This is a genomic window from Enterovibrio nigricans DSM 22720, from assembly GCF_900167155.1.
Classification (GTDB): domain Bacteria; phylum Pseudomonadota; class Gammaproteobacteria; order Enterobacterales; family Vibrionaceae; genus Enterovibrio; species Enterovibrio nigricans.
Genome location: NZ_FUXU01000041.1, coordinates 1 through 20,083, shown reverse-complemented (window position 1 = coordinate 20,083; position 20,083 = coordinate 1). Strand labels below are relative to the sequence as shown.

At 47.6% G+C, this 20,083-nt stretch carries 19 protein-coding genes and 1 pseudogene; 8 read left to right on the top strand and 12 right to left on the bottom strand.

Translation table 11 applies throughout. The features are described 5' to 3' along the window. Positions 1 to 48: 48 nt before the first annotated feature. On the bottom strand, positions 49 to 843 hold the full coding sequence (locus tag B5D35_RS14295; protein WP_078753232.1) for a dioxygenase family protein: 795 nt from the start codon (positions 841 to 843) through the stop codon (positions 49 to 51). Between the two features lie 529 nt (positions 844 to 1,372). Between B5D35_RS14295 and B5D35_RS14290 the strand changes: the two genes are divergently transcribed. Then, positions 1,373 to 2,302: an NHL repeat-containing protein gene (locus B5D35_RS14290; RefSeq protein WP_078753231.1), complete on the top strand. Its 930-nt coding sequence runs from the start codon at positions 1,373 to 1,375 to the stop codon at positions 2,300 to 2,302. 83 nt (positions 2,303 to 2,385) lie between these two features. Here the strand turns inward: B5D35_RS14290 and B5D35_RS14285 are convergent, their stop codons facing one another. From B5D35_RS14285 to B5D35_RS14260, 6 genes are all read right to left on the bottom strand, one after another. Then, positions 2,386 to 2,847 (bottom strand): Mpo1 family 2-hydroxy fatty acid dioxygenase, encoded by a 462-nt coding sequence (locus tag B5D35_RS14285; RefSeq protein WP_078753230.1) that lies wholly within the window; start codon positions 2,845 to 2,847, stop codon positions 2,386 to 2,388. 21 nt (positions 2,848 to 2,868) lie between these two features. Continuing rightward, complete coding sequence (locus B5D35_RS14280; RefSeq protein WP_078753229.1) at positions 2,869 to 3,309, bottom strand: GNAT family N-acetyltransferase; 441 nt, start codon at positions 3,307 to 3,309, stop codon at positions 2,869 to 2,871. A 9-nt stretch (positions 3,310 to 3,318) separates the two neighbouring features. Then, the gene (locus B5D35_RS14275) at positions 3,319 to 3,930 is read right to left on the bottom strand and encodes a LysE family translocator (RefSeq protein ID WP_078753228.1); all 612 of its coding nucleotides are present in this window, start codon (positions 3,928 to 3,930) and stop codon (positions 3,319 to 3,321) included. A gap of 119 nt (positions 3,931 to 4,049) precedes the next feature. Continuing rightward, a complete protein-coding gene (locus tag B5D35_RS14270) occupies positions 4,050 to 4,964 on the bottom strand; it encodes an aldo/keto reductase (RefSeq protein ID WP_078753227.1) in 915 nt (304 codons plus the stop codon). A gap of 19 nt (positions 4,965 to 4,983) precedes the next feature. Further along, the gene (locus tag B5D35_RS14265) at positions 4,984 to 5,319 is read right to left on the bottom strand and encodes a DUF2834 domain-containing protein (protein WP_078753226.1); all 336 of its coding nucleotides are present in this window, start codon (positions 5,317 to 5,319) and stop codon (positions 4,984 to 4,986) included. Between the two features lie 15 nt (positions 5,320 to 5,334). Next, positions 5,335 to 5,868, bottom strand: coding sequence for a GNAT family N-acetyltransferase (locus tag B5D35_RS14260; protein WP_078753225.1), 534 nt, complete (start codon positions 5,866 to 5,868; stop codon positions 5,335 to 5,337). A 407-nt stretch (positions 5,869 to 6,275) separates the two neighbouring features. Between B5D35_RS14260 and B5D35_RS14255 the strand changes: the two genes are divergently transcribed. Continuing rightward, on the top strand, positions 6,276 to 7,859 hold the full coding sequence (locus B5D35_RS14255; RefSeq protein WP_078753224.1) for a Na+/H+ antiporter NhaC family protein: 1,584 nt from the start codon (positions 6,276 to 6,278) through the stop codon (positions 7,857 to 7,859). A gap of 52 nt (positions 7,860 to 7,911) precedes the next feature. On the opposite strand, the gene B5D35_RS14250 is transcribed toward B5D35_RS14255, so the two are convergent. Next, positions 7,912 to 8,292 carry a VOC family protein gene (locus tag B5D35_RS14250; RefSeq protein WP_078753247.1) on the bottom strand — a complete coding sequence of 127 codons (381 nt, stop codon included), beginning with the start codon at positions 8,290 to 8,292 and terminating at the stop codon, positions 7,912 to 7,914. 659 nt (positions 8,293 to 8,951) lie between these two features. Between B5D35_RS14250 and katG the strand changes: the two genes are divergently transcribed. Then, positions 8,952 to 11,162, top strand: a complete 2,211-nt coding sequence (katG, locus tag B5D35_RS14245; RefSeq protein ID WP_078753223.1) for a catalase/peroxidase HPI — start codon at positions 8,952 to 8,954, stop codon at positions 11,160 to 11,162. 73 nt (positions 11,163 to 11,235) lie between these two features. Here katG and catB read toward each other — a convergent pair whose 3' ends face one another. Both catB and B5D35_RS14235 read right to left on the bottom strand, forming a co-directional pair. Beyond that, positions 11,236 to 11,868, bottom strand: coding sequence for a type B chloramphenicol O-acetyltransferase (gene catB, locus B5D35_RS14240; protein ID WP_425291238.1), 633 nt, complete (start codon positions 11,866 to 11,868; stop codon positions 11,236 to 11,238). A gap of 95 nt (positions 11,869 to 11,963) precedes the next feature. Further along, positions 11,964 to 12,581 (bottom strand): HAD family hydrolase, encoded by a 618-nt coding sequence (locus B5D35_RS14235; protein ID WP_078753221.1) that lies wholly within the window; start codon positions 12,579 to 12,581, stop codon positions 11,964 to 11,966. Between the two features lie 393 nt (positions 12,582 to 12,974). Between B5D35_RS14235 and gfa the strand changes: the two genes are divergently transcribed. The 5 genes from gfa to B5D35_RS14215 all read left to right on the top strand — a co-directional run bounded on the left by gfa (position 12,975) and on the right by B5D35_RS14215 (position 18,356). Continuing rightward, complete coding sequence (gene gfa / locus B5D35_RS14230) at positions 12,975 to 13,544, top strand: S-(hydroxymethyl)glutathione synthase (protein ID WP_170915185.1); 570 nt, start codon at positions 12,975 to 12,977, stop codon at positions 13,542 to 13,544. Between the two features lie 191 nt (positions 13,545 to 13,735). Then, complete coding sequence (locus B5D35_RS14225) at positions 13,736 to 16,252, top strand: hypothetical protein (RefSeq protein ID WP_244556614.1); 2,517 nt, start codon at positions 13,736 to 13,738, stop codon at positions 16,250 to 16,252. A gap of 167 nt (positions 16,253 to 16,419) precedes the next feature. Next, entirely contained in the window at positions 16,420 to 17,040 is a 621-nt protein-coding gene (locus tag B5D35_RS24940; RefSeq protein ID WP_244556613.1) for an MFS transporter, read from the top strand. 53 nt (positions 17,041 to 17,093) lie between these two features. Continuing rightward, a complete protein-coding gene (locus tag B5D35_RS24935; RefSeq protein ID WP_244556612.1) occupies positions 17,094 to 17,627 on the top strand; it encodes an MFS transporter in 534 nt (177 codons plus the stop codon). Positions 17,628 to 17,762: 135 nt separating this feature from the next. Then, entirely contained in the window at positions 17,763 to 18,356 is a 594-nt protein-coding gene (locus B5D35_RS14215) for a hypothetical protein (RefSeq protein WP_078753219.1), read from the top strand. 63 nt (positions 18,357 to 18,419) lie between these two features. On the opposite strand, the gene B5D35_RS24930 is transcribed toward B5D35_RS14215, so the two are convergent. Then, on the bottom strand, positions 18,420 to 19,112 hold the full coding sequence (locus tag B5D35_RS24930) for a helicase-related protein (protein WP_244556611.1): 693 nt from the start codon (positions 19,110 to 19,112) through the stop codon (positions 18,420 to 18,422). Then, positions 19,075 to 20,083: pseudogene (locus B5D35_RS24925) on the bottom strand (hypothetical protein); the annotation flags it as partial. The gene B5D35_RS24930 and the pseudogene B5D35_RS24925, both read right to left, overlap by 38 nt.

Below are 20,083 nucleotides of genomic sequence, written 5' to 3'. Positions count from 1 at the left end.
AACGCCCCGACGTGTCGGGGCGTTTTTATGCTTGCCAAGCAAGGAGAGCTATCGGGTTCGAAGCCTGACCGCACGCATACTGGTACTGCCATGAGATATACCCAGCACGGGAAAATCCAACATGTCGTCGTCCTGACGCATACCCAATGTATAAAGAAGTGGCCAAAAATGTGCGGGGGTTGGAATTCCCATCCGTACCTCTTTTCTCATAGAGCGATAGTCTATCAGCGGTGCAATATCACCCTGAACAAGACAATGCGCTATCTGGCTATCCGCGACTAGTGCCCACGGGTGTGCTAGCAACGCTTGTTGGTCAAACAGCGCTAAGTTTTGAACCACATTTCCACTGGCGATAACAAGAATATTTTCTTCTCTCAAAAATCGCAGTTGCTGTCCACGTAGATAGTGCTCTTCTTCATTGAGGGTCGTGTCCAGACTCAGTTGAAGAACGGGAATATCCGCTTCGGGATACATATGCCTTAAGATCGCCCCGCTGCCATGATCCAATCCCCTGCATTTGTCTAACGACAACTCGAATGGCACGTTTTCGGCAATATGTCTTGCAATTTTACGCGCATCCGGCGCAGGGTTGTGAATGGATTCCAGCCTTGTGGCAACAGGACTCGCGCTATGGTGTGTTCGATGGGTTGCTAACGCGGTGATCCGCGCCCCCGTTGTCACCCAGTGAGAGGATATACATACAATTGCGTTGGGTGTTGGAATATCTTCTGCAATGGCCTTCCAAGCCTTCGTGTACCGATTGCCCGACAATGTCTGTGTTGGCGCGACGTGACCAATAAAAAGCGCGGGTTGCCAGGCATGTTTTTCGTACGATTGGCGCATCTAAACGTCCTCATTAAAAAGATTACAGATGCCCTGATATTTTTATTGTGGCACCGCCAAGCTCATAAGCTCTCCCCAGCAAATTCCACACTAACACTCAGGTTTTTTTGAAAAAAACACATTCAAACGAATTGACTATTCGTCAAAGTAGAACAATCGGACCTTTATCAGCACTCAAAACCTGAGTGTTACGTCCTTGCTCAAAACGGTGTTTTTTCTTGAGAAAATAGGACCTTTAAGGCTTGTCTTTTCGCGCCAAAAGATTGTCATCTAATGACCATTGCGGATTCGTCACGTCTTATCCAACAACAACTTTTAATACCTTTGAGAATTTGTCACTAAAAATGGAATCTAGCGATTTATCACTAGGTTGCGACGAAAAAACGGGCCGCACCTGTTAGCGTTATTTCGGGGCAAGGCATCGCTGTAGATTTGTCGTTTTGATGTTAGCGCACCTTGCCCAGCAGTAATCTCAACAAGGTATCTGAACCTCACTTACCCAAAAATCATTCAATTGAAGAGGTTAGCAATGAAAAGGACATTACTTGCAACACTCATGTTGGCTACTGGTGCTTCAGCACCTGCGATGAGCGCACACCACGAATGCGATGGAGACCTGTTTACCATGAACGCAGGTCGAGGAGATGTCGGCGTTTTAGTTGATGTCGACGAAGGCTCGGCAAGAGCGGGAGGCGATTACTTTACGACCGCTCCCCTTCGCGCCACGCTTAATTCACGCGCCCTGTTCAGCGCGTCAGCCATGGCATACGACAGCACGACTGACCGAATTTATTATGCAAGCACACCGACCCCGCAAAGCTACCATATCGCTGAAACAAATAATGGTGACTTTACGGATGAAGAGTTTCAAGCCCTAGGTCTACATGCCAATGCACTCAAGCCTTTCCGTTTGGCATACTACGACGTGCAAGCAGGCACACATCATGACGTTGGTACCACGCGTTTTGAAATAAAACGAATGACATTCGACCCAGATACCAACACGCTTTACGGTTCTGATCGCGCAAGGCTTTTCACTATTGACCCATCTAATGCAGACCAAAGTACAATCGGTCTACTTGATGCCAGTATCCGAATTGCCGGCTTTACCAACTGGGGCGACTTTGTCTTCTCTGATGGCGATCTGTTGTTTGTCACCAACACACGCGCTTTTTCTATCGACACCAGAGATGCAAGCAGCCAATTGGAATTCTTTCACAAAATAGACTTAGTCACCGCAGCTACGCTCGACCAAAATGGTGAGATACTCGTTACAAGCAAAAGCCACAATGTGTCAGGCTCACCGAACACCACGAATCTCTGGCTCCTCGACCCACCCGCAGTACAAGGCGATTTTGCGCCTGAAGCCTATGGCGGCCTTGTGCCTATGCGTGTAGATGCAATGTCGATGGTGGACTCAGGCACCAACGAGTGTTATCCGCCACAATTTGTCGACTAACCGCTTTATTGCCTACACATTCGAGCCCTACTACCGAATTTCAGGCACGTAAAATTAAAAGCCAACGTCACAGTTGGCTTTTCTTATGCCTTATCGTGGGGCGTTAGCGGAAAATAGAAGTGGAAAACCCACGCGGGTCCAATAAGAAGAAACTGAATATCTTTGAAAAAAGACGGCTTCTTTCCTTCGATATGATGTCCGACAAACTGCAATATCCAGAGCACAACGAACAGGGCGAATGAGATGACCAAAATGTCGAAGTTCGCACTTTGAAGCTCTATCAGCACCATGGTACAGAACGCTGAAAACGCCGCCATAACAACGAAAGCTTTGAATGACAGCAGCAAATAAAACAACAAGACAAATGCCAAAACAAGAAAGTAAGGTGCTATCGCCGTACCTGAAAAAGACAAGGAAGGGACTTCCCAAAGCAGCCCTGCCACAGAAAAGAAAATCCCCGGCACTGCCACCTTATGGATTCTCTGATTTATTGGGTTTTGATGGCTTTCTTCATATTCCTCAAACCATTCTTCTAAAGACTTCATCCCTGAACTCCTTTCAATCACCTACCCGTGTTCGAGCACCATATAAACGAAGTGCTCATCCTCACGCTTAAATGTAAAATCGAATCGGCGGTAAAGCACATCGACACGATTACCTCGTAAATAGCATAAGCGAAGAGGTTTACCACATTCACGTGCAGCAGCAATGTTTTCCTTCAGGATGTGACTCCCGAATCCTTTCCCCTGACATTCCGGTAGAATAAAAAAGCGCGAAAAATAGCAGTGGTCTTCTCTTTCTTGGAAAAGAAAGCACCCTACTCTCTCGCCGTTAAACTCAATGATTTGTGGGACAGCGTCTTCAAGTTCTTCGTTGTGGATTTTTTGCTGTACAAGCTCATCCCAGCCCCAAATCCGCTTAACAGATTCACCTTCTGCAGCTTTTTTAAGTTCGTAGAGAAAATCAAAATCGTCTGCAGAGGCAAGACGATGTGAAAGGGTATGCATTGGAATAAGTCACTTTAGTGTTGAAAATAGTTCGAAAAGCACGGGCAGGACTGACAACACTAACAAACCGGACATGGTGTAATTGAATAGCGCCCTTCGCTTAGATGATGTCAGCACTTTGTTCAGTGCGGAGCCGAATAATAGCCAAATACCGACACTAGGAAAGGAAATAATGAAAAAGGTCAACGCGATGGTCAGGTTTTGAGCGTAATAGCTATCACCAAGGGTCGTGAATGCGGCGATGGCACCTGTCGCCACAACCCACACTTTAGCATTTACCCATTGAAATAGCGCACCTTTAAGAAACGATAACGGCTTGGCGTCACAGCCTGTTGAGTCAAGTTCTTCCGAGCGCGAAATAAGATAAGCTAAGTACAGTAGATAGACAGTACCTACGCACTTGATGATGAAATGAAGTTCAGGAAACTGTTGGAATATCTGGCCGAATCCAATACCGACAAGAAACAGCATCAGCGCGAATCCAAAACAGATCCCGCACATAAGTGGAAGGCTTCGGCGAACACCAAAACTCACCCCTGACGACATCAATAACAGGTTATTCGGCCCGGGAGTGGCCGAGGCAGAGATGGCAAACAAGGTAACCGCGATAATGTAATCCATGAATAATCCTCCCTGGCTTTACAGACAGATGGAGCACGGTTATGCGGTTTTCAAGGATGATTTACGCGCCGTATCAAAAAAGGCACGGTAACCGTGCCCTTCGACAGTATTCTGGTCGATTATGCGACGCCATGTCCTTTTGAGGCGGCCCATATACGATACCACTGCTCGTGAGACAGGCTGATTTTGGTTGCTTCAACTGCCTCCGCGACGCGCGCAATTTTTCCACTACCGATAAGGGCAACAGGCTTGGATGGCAATTTCATCACCCAAGCATAGGCCACCTGATCAATGCTACTTGCACCCACTTCACTTGCCACTTGTTCCAGTGCTGTTCGCACACGCAAGGTTTGCTCATCGCTGCCATTGAACAGACGACCTCCGCCAAGAACGGACCACGCCATTGGTCGTACTCGTGCTTGTTGCAGCATGTCCAAAGATCCATCTTCCAACGCATCCAAATGGAACGGGTTGATTTCAATCTGGTTAGTTACTAACAGATTTGACACGCGTGACTGCAACAAAGCCAGTTGAGATGGCGTAAAATTGGAAACGCCAAAGTACGCCACTTTTCCGCTTTGTTTGAGTGCATCAAATGCTTCAACCACTTCATCAGCATCCATCAGCCAGTCAGGACGATGGACCAGAAGCACATCAATGCTCTCAATACCCATCCGCGATAGCGACAAGTCTACGGAGTCCAGAATATGCTGACGGCTGGAGTTGTAGTGAGACACTTCTGGACGACTTTCAACCGGAGGAACAGGCACAATTCCACATTTAGTGATAATTTCAATGTCATCTCGAATGCTAGGCTGAAGCTTGAGTGCTTCACCAAACAACATTTCGCACGGCGGTGCGCCATATACATGTGCATGATCGACAGTTGTAATGCCCATTTCCATGTGAGATTTCAAAAAGGTCAATCTTTCCTGTGGGCTCATGCCCCACTCGGCCATGCGCCAATAACCTTGCACAAGTGCCGAAAAAGAAGGCCCTTCCGGTGACATAAGAACTTTTGAAACTAAGGACATAACAACTCCAATTTGCTAGTTATAAATCTGAGCGATGAAAAAAATCACGGTTAACCACTTTTTCGCGCAGATACAGGTAGAACGGCAATCCAAAAGAAACACCAATGGTGAGCGTGCCAGCAATGGCCAGTGTTCGATAACGAATCTGGTGCCGTTTACCGTCAGTGATAATGAATATTATCAGTGCGATAGCGGCAATAACAACATCAACCCATGCAAAGATGCTGACAGGATTTTGTGTGAGTTCGGAAAGAAATTGGGACGGATTTACACCGTTTTCTATCACCCAAGGCAGAAAGGCAGCATAGGGGAAAATCGCCCCCATGATTGCAATGGTTAGATAAAGAAATGGCATCCGCCCCTCCGACGTTTACTGTGGTTTCGTTAATCCATAGATAGCATGGTCAACAATACGGCCATTGAGATTTTCAGCCTGTGTAATAATGCCTTCAAGCGAGAAGCCTAACCGCTCACATAAACGTCGACTTGGTGCATTACCCGTCGCTGCGGCTATCTCGACTTTCGTCATTTCCAACTGGTTGAATGCGATATCCACCAATGCGGTGACGCAACGTGATGCAATGCCTTTGCCCTGAAAGTCCTTGCTCAACCAATAGCCAACGATCACTTTTTTTAGTGCCGGAGAAATAACGTTAAAACTCACGTTTCCAACGACTTCCCCCTTGTACAGCATGGCGCAAGTCATCGACTTTCCTTCTGCATACTTTGTTAATGACGACTCAATAAATGCGCTAAAAAACGCTTCGCCATCCGCACACAATGGCCACGCTAACCACTCCGCCAAATAGTCACGCTCTCTCGACACAATCGAAAAGTACGCTTGCGCAAAAGAAGGCTGAAGCAACGCAAGGGCGACTTCGTCATCGATTTGGGAAATAAACATGGCAATACCTCTATTTTACAGGCTTTGAAGACTACGAACCGAGCCTCCAAATGTTAAAGAAAATCACGGCAAACAGAACATCAAAGTGGTCAAAACTCGCCTCAGAGCCAGAAAACGGCCATCAGATGCAATTTTTTGTTTTTACACCTAAATAAAACATGATTTTTATCAGAACGTTAACGTGAAATCATACATTTCATAAAGAAAAGTGTTTTTACTTAAGCACTTCCGAAGATAGTATGACGTAAGTCACACTTTCTCTCTTTGCGAATCACGTTATCTTTCGCTCTATATTGAAAGCAGCCAGTAGGCCAAAAACAAGCTAGAAAACCTATCACATCAGTTTTTCGCACTCAGCGAGCCATTTTTCGATATTTTTTCTTCTTAGTTTTGGGTTGATAATTACGATGACATTGATAAATTTTGCGGACTCCGCTTGGTCCGTATTTCCACCGCTGCTTGCCGTCATCCTCGCGGTGACAACGCGCCGAGTTCTTCTGTCCCTTGGCGTGGGCATTTTGTCTGGTGCCTTTATGCTAAGCGATAACTCTGTATTAGGTGGGTTGCACTACCTTGCTGGGAAATTACTTAACCTTGTCTGGGCTGAAGGCGCAGTGAACGCTGACAACGTGAACATGATCATTTTCATGCTGCTATTGGGTTCATTGATCAGCTTGATGAGTATCTCTGGGGCAACGCAGGCTTTTGCCAACTGGGCAGAGAGAAAGTGTGCGACGCAAAGAAGCGCAAAATCCCTGACAGGATTGATGGTGTTCATCTTTTTTATCGATGACTTTTTCCACTGTCTCTCCGTCGGTGCAATCTGTCGCCCCATTACAGACCGGTTCAAGATATCCCGAGCAAAACTCGCTTACCTTCTGGATTCAACGGCAGCACCGATGTGCGTTTTGATGCCTATTTCATCTTGGGGGGCTTATATCATCGCGCTGATTGGCGGAGTGTTGACGGCGTTGAGTATCACGGACATCAGCCCGATTGGTGCGTTTGTTTCCATGGTACCAATGAATTTGTACGCCATTTTCACCCTTATCATGGTCGTCAGCGTTATCGCCTTCAAACTTGATATTGGTGCGATGAAAAAGCACGAAGACATGGCGATGGAAGGACAACTTTGGGATGAATCTAAAGGCCGCCCAAAAGGATTAGACGTTCAGGTAGAAAACGCGGGGAACGGTGGCATGATTGATATGGTACTGCCAATCCTAACCCTAACAGGCGCCACCGTGTTCTTTATGGTGCAATCTGGTGCAGAGTATCTGTCTAACCACCACCTGCCATTCGCATTGATCGCGGCACTGGAGCACACCAATATTGGTTCATCTTTGGTGTATGGTGCGTTAAGCAGCCTTGCCGTGTCGATTCTACTGGCTCTTCGTCTTAACCTGAGCACTAAAAATTGGCTTCAAGCGCTGCCTAAAGGCGTATCCGCGATGCTGCCAGCCATTATAATCCTGTTTTTTGCATGGACGATTGGTGCCGTTGTACGCGATATGAAAACGGGCATGTACCTCGCATCACTGTCAGAAGGAAACCTGCCATCGGCCTTGCTGCCTGCGGCAATCTTCCTGCTTTCTTGTGTTATGGCGTTCGCAACGGGTACCAGTTGGGGTACGTTCGGAATCATGTTGCCATTGGCAGGTGATATTGCAGCAGCAACAGACATTACAATGCTTTTACCAATGATGTCTGCGGTATTAGCGGGTGCGGTTTTTGGTGACCATGCATCGCCAATTTCCAGTACCAGTATTCTGTCTGCCACTGGCGCGGGCTGTCACCATATCGACCACGTAATGACCCAACTTCCTTACGCCGCCACCGTGGCATTCGGTGCGTTATTGGGATATCTGGCGATTGGCTACTCACATTCCGCATGGATGGGTTTCGCAGTCAGTAGCATTTGGTTCGCAGCCTTCTGCGCGTTTGCATTGAGAAAACAAAAGCGTCAGATCGCGGAGCCCGTGCGCGCTTAACACCGTAACATCATATGAAAAAGGGCGTTTATACGCCCTTTTTTACACCTCATTAAACATAGTTAGCGACTTCAATCAGGTTGCCATCGGGGTCACGGAAATAGAGAGAGATGATATTCCCAACAGCACCCGTTCTTTGTACTGGCCCTTCCTCAATGTCTACATGCTGACGGACAAGATGAGCCTCAATATCATTCAAAGGGGTTTCACTGATAAAACACAGATCTGCACTGCCTGTCTGGGCATGTTGTGCGTTCGGTTTAAATTCTCGGCCCCGTTGATGAAGATTGATCTTCTGACTACCAAACTGTAGTGCTTTGCGGCCATCACCAAATGAAACAACATCCATATTCATCACGCGTTGATAAAATGACAGAGATGTTTCAATGTCATTGACCGTCAACACCAGATGATCCAATCGAGATATCTGCATACTTAACTCCGCGTTGCCATCGAATGGGTTGGATTCAACTGACGTAAATCCCATCAATTACCGTACAAGCCTTCGACCAACAGAAAGCATTAAAGTGCTCGCCAACGCCATCTGTCTCTTATTGCCGCACGCATCTCAACCATTAAACAATGAAATAAATTTCATAACTATTAACAGCATCACTAAATGCTGATTAGTAGAATTAAATTCGCACTAGAAAAAACAGGAATTAACATAATTAAAATAGCACAAACAACCTGCATTACCTTTCAATATTAGTGAGTTAATACACCGTTGAAAATATTTCACACACTCTTATTACTTTTTCCAATCACTACAATCGAAATATTCCCTTTCCTGTTTTTTCTCACCTATTCCTATAATCAAACGCGTTAATCACAAAACACCCGCCGCTTGGGAAAGTGCTTCCTAATCATTACGGTATGCACTCTAGCCACAGGCAGATACCTAAACGGGAAAATTTGTCATTTTATTTTTATCCACGAGGAGGCGGTGAATACTGACACTTACGTATTCGCACCTCTATATATTTAAGATTTATTTTCTACTTTTGTTGTTCGAGGAAACTGAACAACTTGCTTATTAACCTCAAATAAATACTACAAAAACATTCGTAACATAGAAAAGGAAATATGTGCATGTTTAAACAAACACTCTTATCCCTCGCATTGTCGAGTGCACTAATCTCAGCGCCGTCTTTCTCAGTTGGCGAGCCAAAATCGAATCAGTTTTGGTGGCCAGAACAATTAAATCTTGCTCCACTGCGTGACCATGGTCAGGCATCAAACCCTATGGGCACCGACTTTGACTACGGCGCGGCATTTGAAACCCTCAATCTGGCTGATGTTAAACAAGATATCGCGAAGGTACTCACCACGTCCCAAGATTGGTGGCCAGCCGATTACGGACACTATGGTCCCTTTTTCATTCGAATGGCATGGCACGCCGCTGGCACCTACCGTGTCAGTGACGGACGTGGCGGCGCAGGAGGCGGTCAACAACGTTTCGACCCCCTCAACAGTTGGCCTGATAACGGCAATCTCGACAAAGCCCGTCGGCTGCTTTGGCCTGTAAAACAAAAATATGGGGCTGCACTTTCATGGGCGGACCTTATGGCGTTAACGGGCAACGTAGCCCTTGAGTCCATGGGATTTAAAACGTTTGGTTTCGCGGGTGGGCGAGAAGATGATTGGGAACCCGATTTCGTCTACTGGGGACCAGAAGAAGCTTGGCTTGATGACCAACGACGTGATGAAAAAGGCAACTTGATTCAAGGCTTAGGTGCCGTTCAAATGGGCCTTATCTACGTCAACCCTGAAGGCCCCGGCGGCAACCCCGACCCTATCGCCGCAGCAAGAGATATTCGAATGTCCTTCGGCCGTATGGCAATGAACGACGAAGAGATTGTTGCTCTTATTGCGGGTGGACACACCTTTGGTAAAGCGCACGGCGCGCGCAAACCTGATGAATGTTTGGGTGCAGCCCCTGCAGGTGCGCCTATCGAAGATCAAGGTTTTGGCTGGAAAAATAAATGTGGTGATGGCAGCGGAAAAGATGCCATTACCAGCGGACTAGAAGGCGCCTGGACAGTAACGCCCACGCAATGGACCACCAACTATCTTGATAACCTCTTTACATTTAATTGGGTACTGACGGAAAGCCCTGCGGGTGCCAAACAATGGATACCCGATACCGACGCTGCTGCCCAAATGGTACCTGATGCACATGACCCCAACAAACGTCATGCCCCTATCATGTTCACTACCGATTTAGCCGTTAAAGAAGACCCGCAATTCCGCGCCATCGCTGAAAATTTCCGTAAAAACCCTGACGCTTTTGAACTCGCGTTTGCAAAAGCCTGGTTCAAATTGAATCATAGAGATTTGGGCCCTCGTGCACGCTACATTGGTGATGAAATTCCAGAAGAAGTGCTTGTCTGGCAAGACCCTATTCCTGAGATAAACCACCCGTTGATTACTGAAGCACAAGCCAAGCAAATACAATCTCAAATCCTCGCGTCAGGACTGAGTGTTCCTGAGCTTGTCCGCACAGGTTGGGCGTCAGCCGTCAGCTATCGCGAAACCGATATGCGCGGCGGTGCAAATGGCGCACGATTAGCCCTCTCTCCGCAAAAGGATTGGGCAGTTAACGACCCAGAAGCACTACAGCGCGTGCTGAAAACCCTGACGAACATTCAAAAAGACTTTAACGCGTCTTCCGGAGACACCAAGGTATCACTCGCTGACGTTATCGTGCTTGCTGGTAATGCAGGTATTGAAAAAGCGGCAAAAGATGCGGGGGTGGATGTCGTAGTCCCCTTTACTCCGGGCAGAATGGATGCCACGCAAGACATGACAGACGTGAATTCGTTTGCTGTTCTAGAACCCAAAGCAGACGGCTTCCGAAACTACTACGATGCATCCGCTAACTACAAATCGCCCGCTGAAATGCTAGTAGAACGCGCAGATTTACTGGCACTGACTGTACCGGAAATGACGGCGTTAGTCGGTGGCATGCGCAGCATGAATGCCAACAGCGACGGATCCTCGAATGGTGTATTCACTGACAAACCCGGCACATTGAACAATGATTTTTTCGTTAACCTGCTTGATATGTCAACGGTATGGTCCCCCTCTCAAAACGAGGAAGGGATCTACGTTGGATATGACCGCGCTTCTGGCAACCAGCAATGGACTGCGACGCCTGTTGACCTTATTTTTGGTTCAAATGCCGAGTTACGTTCAATCGCTGAGGTATACGCTTCCAAGGACGCACAGCAAAAATTCGTCAATGACTTCGTAGCCGCGTGGACCAAGGTGATGAATAACGACCGCTTTGACATAAATTAACCTGCGACCTCATTTTACTTGACGGCCTAAGGCTGACACGAAAAACGCCCTGACGTTATCAGGGCGTTTTGTTTTACAAAGAGACGTTATTTTTCCAGTAGTGGTACATCCCTTCGATGTCCGCTGAGCAGAGAAATGTCATACATCCTTTCAATGTGTCATCTGTCCAATCCCACCATGCCATTTCTAACAACATGGCGATTTCTGCATCTGTGAAACGGAACTTAATGTGTTTTGCCGGATTGGCGCCAACGACTTCATAAGGCGCAACATTTTTCGTCACCACCGCTCGGCTGGCGATCACTGCGCCATGTCCGATTTTTACGCCGGGCATAATCATGGCTTCTGAGCCTATCCAAACATCACTTCCAATGACGGTATCACCCATTCGTTTGAACGCATCTACCGCCCCCTCGAAATGCACATTGTCTTGATAAAAGAAGGGGAAAGTACTCACCCAATCCATTCGATGGCCTTGATTACCTGCCATCATAAACACCGCGCCAGAACCAATTGAGCAAAAGTTACCGATAATGAGCTTATCGACGTCGGTGCGATCGGGAATCAAATAGCGCGCACAGTCATCAAAGCTGTGCCCATGGTAATACCCCGAATAATAGCTATGACGCCCCACAATGATATTGGGATTCGTGACTTGCTCTTGCAGCGATTTACCCGCAAACGGGGACTCAAAATAATTCATAATTTCATACTCTTGGAGGCTGTACTATCTCTATCTGACTACCATTTGGATAGCACGCGTACATCTTTCTTCCTCTCCAATGGCTTACAACTACTGCCTTAAAGCACCACACCCAACGTCGATAATGCCTCTCGCGCCTGAGAGGCATTTACAAACACGATGGCTTCAAAGCCTACGGATTTGGCCCCATCAACGTTAGCTTGGACATCATCAAGAAACACAGACTCTTCGGGGCTAACGTCATACTTCGTCACTAGTCGATTGAAAATATCAGCGCCGGGTTTTAAACACCCTTCTTCCGCAGACACGATCGCACCATTAAACAGTGGCCAGAAATCAAAACGCGTCTGAAGATGGCTGACAATTTCATGCACATTGTCTGTCAATGCAAAAACCTTGTACCCCGCTGACTTCGCGTCTTTCAGCAATGCCAAGGAGCCGAATAATAAGATCTGCGTTTCTTTTATGTAGTAAAAAAGCGCGTCAACTTCGGCTTTAGATATTCCGGACAGCGCCATGATGTCTACTTTGGCTTCAGATTCCGTCAACTCCCCACGATTGAGTGCCAACCAAGTGTCACTCCTGAAAATTGTTTCCGCCTTTTCCTGACTTTGCTTACCTTCGCCAAATGTCAGCCTCGCGATCTCTGCGGGTGACCAACGCACCATGACATTGCCGATATCGAAGACGATATTTTTAATTTTTCCTGATGACATAAACCCTCTCTTTTAAACGTATTGCCTTTGATACGTACACACGTTGTCAGAGTTATTTACAATAAGATGACCAGAATCTTCCACAAACTCCTGACTTTTTGCCCTATAAAACCCGTGTGTGACATAACAAAAGACTATTGTTAAACCTTATCCCTTCTCACTTCCACCGATTCGCTCAAGTAAAACATAAACTTATATTGCGGACATTTATCTTTGTCTGTGCAAAAGCGGCTACAAGACACTTTTTCCGTTTGGGGCATATTCGCCGTCAACGAACACATCTAGGCTCAATGTACTACCCAAATTGTTCACCATGCGGGTACTCCTACGCTTCAGAATTGAGGTGAAAAGATGTGGAATCCAATTCGAAATCTCGTTGCTAAGGTGTTTCCTATGACAGTAAAAATACATCCTGCAGTAGATGGTGGTGTTAAGCACACTGATGTACCTGGTTTTTCAGGTGGTAAGCTTACCTGCCAATGTGCCGACAACCCTGTAGTCGTCAGCGTTACAGCGCAGACTGCACACAATCATGTGTGTGGCTGCTCAAAATGTTGGAAGCCTTCCGGTGCAGCCTTTTCACAAGTCGCGGTTGTCTCAAAAGATAACCTCAATGTTGATCAGAATGAAAACAAACTCGCGGTGATTGATGCCAGTGCGGCGATTCAACGGCATGCCTGTACATCTTGCGGTGTGCATATGTATGGCCGGATTGAAGATACTACCCACCCTTTCTTCGGCCTCGACTTTATTCACACTGAGCTGTCAGATCAAGACGGTTGGTCCGCCCCTGAATTTGCAGCCTTTGTATCATCCATTATCGAATCAGGTACCCCGCCGGAAAATATGGATGCCATTCGTCACCGCTTAACAGAGCTCGGCCTTGAGCCTTACGACTGCCTGTCGCCACCACTGATGGACGCGATTGCTACTCACGTCGCCAAATCCCGCGCCACAGGCTAATTACTCACTTTTTGACACTTGTGTTCTCCTTTTGGGCTGGCAATTCCAGCCCTTTTTTTACCTAGAACACGGAAAACGCCGCCCGAACACCCGCGAAACAAAAACAGGCTTCATGTACCGATATGTAGACAATTTACGACGCCAATTTCGCATACAGTCACGTATTCACTCTCCGTCTGGAATACGCCTTCATGCCTCACTCCCACTCAACACCCAGCCTTTTTCGTCGCACGCTGAATAATGCCACTACCATCATCACACAGATCCTCGCTCTCCTCGTTCGATGGATTCGCAGCCTTTTTGAAACAGGTGAAATAACGATGGATTTGGAATCCATCGGCGAGAGCCCCGAACAAGCAAAAGCTAAATGGCGCAATGACCGCGCAGCCGTCATTGCGATGGCAGAACGAAACCAAATAAAGTTGGAACAAGCACTGCGACTACGCGATGCTGCCGGCGATTTGGTGCCTCCGACGAAAGAGCGTTACGATTTTCACGCGGTGATTGGAAAAGGATATTTTCCCATAGTCGGTAACCTTTTAATCCCAGTGGGCGCAGGCACCTTTCGCGGACAAGGCTGTTACGTGAGACGAAAATCTTTGCCATCGGCGTTCAAAGGGGTAACAACCCATCCAACAGCACTGTGCCCCATTGGTGGTTCTGACAATAACGGGATCCTCACCCAATGTGGTTCTAGCCGCGTGTTTGATTTTGCTATCAGCGGATGCTTAAAAGACGAGGGAGACGGCGGCAATGGCATAGTGTTTGGCCATACTCCACCAGAGCCGGATACCGTTGGCAATGCCAAGCCCAATGTGGCGCAATTCTGGGCAGGGCAACCCAATCGTATGCCACAAAAGCGCTTTGGCGAACCTCAGATTTGGACATCACTGACCAGCTTTAACCTCAAAAATGGCCAAAACCAAACTGAAATTATCGTGCCAGCCAAGGGCACCTACTCCACGCCCAAAGATGTCCTTCTTGATGACACCGTGGACATTCCTTTGGTTCGATGGGTAAGGGCCTTTGATGCAAATGGCAAAGAAGTGGCCCGCTACGCCAACAGCGGTAAAACACTGGATGGAAAACTTGTGGGCATTAACGCTGATGACCGCCAAACCACAGGTAAACCGAAAAAAAATGAAGAGACCCGTGTTTACAACCTCCCCATTTCTGCAACGGATAAAACCACCACCGTTATCGTGCCGCTTGGCCTACCCCCAACCACGAAGACCGTGGATGTGTCTTTCTACAATCTGATCACCCACTGTCCTCTGTTGTCCCAAATGACACCGTACCTTACGGAGAACTTCTATACCAATGCGCGGGCTTCTTATAACGAGTTTGTGAACATTGTTGTCGAAGCAATGCCCTGGAATGGTTTTGTAGGCATAGACGGCGCATACAACACCCACATCGATCTCATGGCGCGAGAAAATGGGTTAGATGGCTGGTATTTTCCCGGTGGCTACGAGGACTACATGCACAACAGCTTCATTGGGTGCGCAGCAGTGAACAACGGGGGATGGGGCCTCTATTTGTCAGCACCAACATTGGCCAGCCGCAGCGGTGCAGATAATAACCAATGGCCCAATGCTGAGGGTAAATTAGTCGTTCACCGCAAATGGACGTATATCGCCTCCTCCAATGATTTGGGTAATTTTGATGGTTACGGTAATCGCGGCGGAGCGCTATACATGGGAGCCAGCTCGAATTCCATGCAGACAGGCAGCATCGAGCACCATTTCGACAGCCACAATATCGACCCTTTTGGCACATCTTCATTGGCAGGACGGGCAGACTGGAACCCGATGCGCTGGACCAGTTTGGTGGTGTTTACTGCCGATTCCAGACAGAACGATATCGTCATCACCAGCACCCCGACAGACTCTCGACGTGTTACCTACTGCAAGGCACGTCTGGAGCATGAATCTCCGTCTCCGAGCAACCCAGATTCCAATATCTATAGCGGATTAAGCGGTAATCACTACTGCCACCCAAGACCAGACACCTTTGGCTCACTCATCGATGTACGACCTCCGTCTATCGCCCATCTTCACTTGACGCCGTATGATGAACACGAGCGAGCGGCGGGCGATTTACAGGCAAAGCCCGGCGGCCCCGGCGAGTTGCAAGTCCTCTTTTCCGGTATTCGCAAAGTGCTCTTTCGCCCTTGGGTATATGAGATCACGCCCATCAAAAACCATTTACCTCATGGCTGGAACGTTGTTTTCTCTGCCAAAGACAACAACCTGCCCGGCGCAGGAAAAGATGTCACATTGAGTGCTGATGCATTAGGGCTTGCGGGCCAGCATGCACTGACAACGCTTCATTTTGGCTCCCATCCATACAACTTCAAAGGGTTTACCATTGACGCTGGGCAGGTGAAAACGCTCACGTTCGATATCGCGGCGCTCAGTGACACGTTTGACGATATCGACATGAATCTGCTGAGTGTCAGTGTGAACTACCTGTTTGACGAACTGAAAAAAACCGCCGGAACACCCGCACCTAAGTTGCCCACCAGCCTGCTGCTGATGCCAGCAAGAGTGAGACTATGGAAAAATGCCGCAGGTGCAAAAAAATTCTATGTCGAGTTACCCATATTAAATACAGACAGTAAATTGTTTAGCTATCCAAACACGGCTAACCAGTATCACTACTTTAAAATCAAAGTGGAAACAGCGAAGGTGGATACGTCCATTTAACCCAAATACGTCTTTGCTGAAAACAGACCCATCCCGCCCATAATGGCTAAAAAGGGGCCAAGAATGCACAGTTTCATTCTTTCCCACTTGGAAAGAGATCACTGACAGGAATTCCTCAAAGAAAATAGGGGGTTTGCGGTGATAATAGTGGACCAAGGAGTCCATTAATGTCAGATCAATTCCCTCTTCGTCCCGTTTTACTTGCCTGTCTGATAGTCAGCATTGGTCAGTTAAGCGTGGGGCTGTTATTTCCTGCGTTGCCTTCAATTGCCCAGCACTTTTCGTTAAACGCGGAACAAGTACAACGTCTCATTTCGTATTATCTATTGGGCTTTGGCCCCTCGCAGCTTTTCTATGGACCACTTTCGGATGCCATTGGACGAAAGCCCGTACTCCTTATTGGGATTGCGGTGTCCATCATCGGCTTAACCTTGACGGTAATTGGGGGCGACCATTTTTCTCTGCTCTTGTGGGGACGTTTTTTACAAGGATTGGGCGCAGGGTGTTGCGCTGTCTTAGCACGCGCTTCACTTCGCGATAGCTATTCTTACCGACACCTCGCTCAAGCAATGACATGGCTAGGCATTGTTGCGTCTTTCTGTCCGATCGTCGCCCCCGTGATTGGAGGCTTTGTTAACCACCATTTTGGCTGGCTATCCGTCTTTGTCGTGATGCTCAGCTACATTGGCTTGGTATGGCTGACCCTCTCTGTTTGCTTTTCCGAAACGGTCAACACCAAAAGCCATGTTCCTCCCTTAAAAACTGTTCTCGTGATTATAGGAAGCTGATCACCTCCAGTTATTTCATTAGTTTTTCAGGCTTAGGCTGGCTCAACTACAGCATGGTGGTGGTTGCGATTTCACTTATCCCGTTCGTGATGCAAGTGCAAATAGGCATGACAAGTGATGCCTATGCGATGTGGGCATTGATCCCCGCTTTTGGCCTATTGCTCGGCGGTGCAATTTGCAACAAACTACGTCCGCTGTTAGGTTCCGAAAACATGCTGAAAATTGCACCTTGCTTGCAAGTTGTGGCAGGTCTGTGGCTCATCATTGCGCCACTCACACCAGCGGCCATTATTGCTGGCCAATTTTTAATGGTCGTCGCAAATGGCATAGCATTTCCCTGTGCACAGTCGCAACTGCTGCTTCCATTTGGCAGAAAGGCTGGCACCGCCGCTGCATTGGGTGGTGCACTGCAAATGGTTACCGCTTCTCTGCTCAGCATGACATTAATGATGTTGGGCATGAGTAAGGCTTGGCACCTCGGTGTATTGTTGGTCTGTGTCGGTGTCATCGGCACCGGTTTAGTTAAGGCGGAGTTTTCCGAGAAAAACCGTCTTGATGAAGAAGGGAATTTTAGAGAGGCACTGTAACGTGCCTTTTATTCTCTACACCCTATATTGCACGTGAGCATCGAAACATAATCGTTTGAAACGCTTTGCGAGTCCTTCCTTTCAGATACTCTTCCTGCTAATAATGGCTCTGAGTATGAAGAGTAAGGAACAGCAATGTTTGAGCCCATTTTGGAAGACATCAGTGCCCGCGTCGGCATTTCTGCTCCTTCTACCAACGATGATGGCATCGACTTATTCATTCCTTTCGATACGCTTTCTCCATCGACCATTTCCGAAAACAAAATCGATTTACTGCTTTTATGTGGCGTGACACCTGAACAGGCAAAACCGATTATCAACGCCCCCGATCTTGGCAGTTGCGTCATTGCCTACATAGAAAGCCCCACTCATAATATCGACGCCGTTTGGCATGTGGTACGAAGCATCAAAGGCAAGCTCGACAGCAATGAAATACCCAACAATATTGATGTTGCCGATGTTCGAACGCTACTCAACAATTCCCACCACCTCTTTGCATTCGATAACAAAGCCGCTCTCGTTGATTTTGTTTGGGGTAATCAAATTGGCGACGCCACGGGAGTGATATATCTGGCGCACGGCGATATAGACCTTGAAGACCACGGAAAAGCGAATAAGGAAATATCCGATGTACTGCCGCCCTATGCCTTCTTTACTTCAAGCATTTTCTTTGCAGGAAAGAGAGCCTGCTCGGCATTGGTCGGCGTAAAAAATTTGGAACTCGATTAGGCATTAATAACCTTCTGTTTACCCTTTGCGACAGATAACAAACTGATGCTAACGCTTTTTTATCTACATAAAGATATATTGCCGGTAAAGCCCATCCAACGTCTGTCGCAAGGCTTCTACTTCCGCTTTGTCGCCATCACCACACGCTCGCAATAATTCCCTTTCTGAGGCAGTAATGCGTTGGCAAAGTTCCTCCAGTGTGGCGCACATGGTGGGATCATTTAAAGCTTCGCCTGTAACCACAATAGGGTCAATGGTTCGGCGCGAACTTTGAGGTTTAACTTGATGCTCCGCATTATAGGCAATTTGTTTCTCTCGGCGACGATTAGATTCGTCCATTGCTCGCTGCATCGCGGGCGTCACTTTGTCCGCGTAAAGAATGGCTTTCCCTTTCGCATTTCGCGCTGCACGGCCAATGATTTGTATCAAGGCTTCGGAGGAACGCAGAAAGCCAGCATGATCGGCATCGAGTATGGCAACCAAGGATGCTTCAGGTATGTCTAACCCTTCCCGCAACAGATTGATGCCGACCAGTACATCTAACTCTCCTCGCCTGAGCTGACGAATGATCTCAATGCGATCATCGGTTTTTACATCACTGTGGATATATTGGCTGCGAATGCCTTCGCTCTGTAAATGTAAGTGCAACGCCTCTGCACTTTGCTTAGAGATCGTTGTGATGAGAACACGTTCGTCACTTGCAATGCGCTCTCGAATATTACGCAATAAATTGGCTGTTGTGTCCGCTAACGGCACAACCTCTATCTCCGGATCGAGCATCCCGTTGGACGTATGACTTGTTCAACCACTTCGCCGCCTGACCGACGCACCTCATATTCGCTGGGTGTAGCTGAAACAAAAATGGTTTGGGGTTTGATTTTTCAAACTCAGCAAAGCTCAGCGGTCGGTTAGATTTGGCGGAAGGAAGACGAAAGCCGTAATCAATCAAGGTGTCTTTTCGGCTTTGGTCGCCTTTATACATGGCATGAATTTGGGGCACCATCACATGGGATTCATCAATGAACAACAAGCCCCCTTTTGGTAAGTAATCCAAAAGTGTGGTTGGCGGTAGTGAGGCATCGCGATCAACGAGGTAAGACGCATAGTTTTCGACGCCACTGCAGTAACCCCGCTGACGTAACATCTCCAAATCACGCGTTGTTCGCTCATAAAGCCTTGCCGCCTCAGTCACTTGGTGATTGCGGCTCAGCTCGCCCGTTCTTGCCTCTAACTCCGCTTCAATGGCTTTGCACGCGCGCTCCACTTGATTTGGCGAGGTCGAATACAAGGTCTTGGGAGAAACCCGATAATGGTCGAGATCCCCTATCCATTCTCCGGTCGCATTGTCCACCATCTGCAACTGAGTAATCGTTTTTGAATTGTCGAGTTGTACAAGGATGGCCGCCAACTCAGAATCGGCGGGAAATATTTCTACTTTGTGTGCACCAATCCGATAACTCCCTCTCCAAAGCGAGTCACCCGCGGGCTCATAGTGCAGTTTGGCCAAACGCTCTTCCAATTCCGGCATTACGAGCTTTTCACCGGGTTGAAGTGAGATTTGAAGTGCTCGGTATGCATCTGGTGACCCCAAACCGTACACCGAGGACACCGACGCTACGACAATGACATCTTTGCGCTCAATCAGGGCTTTGTTGCTTAAATCGATGGAACTAAATCTAGAAGCTACGATCTGATCGGCTACACCCATCAATCGTCGTAGTCTCATG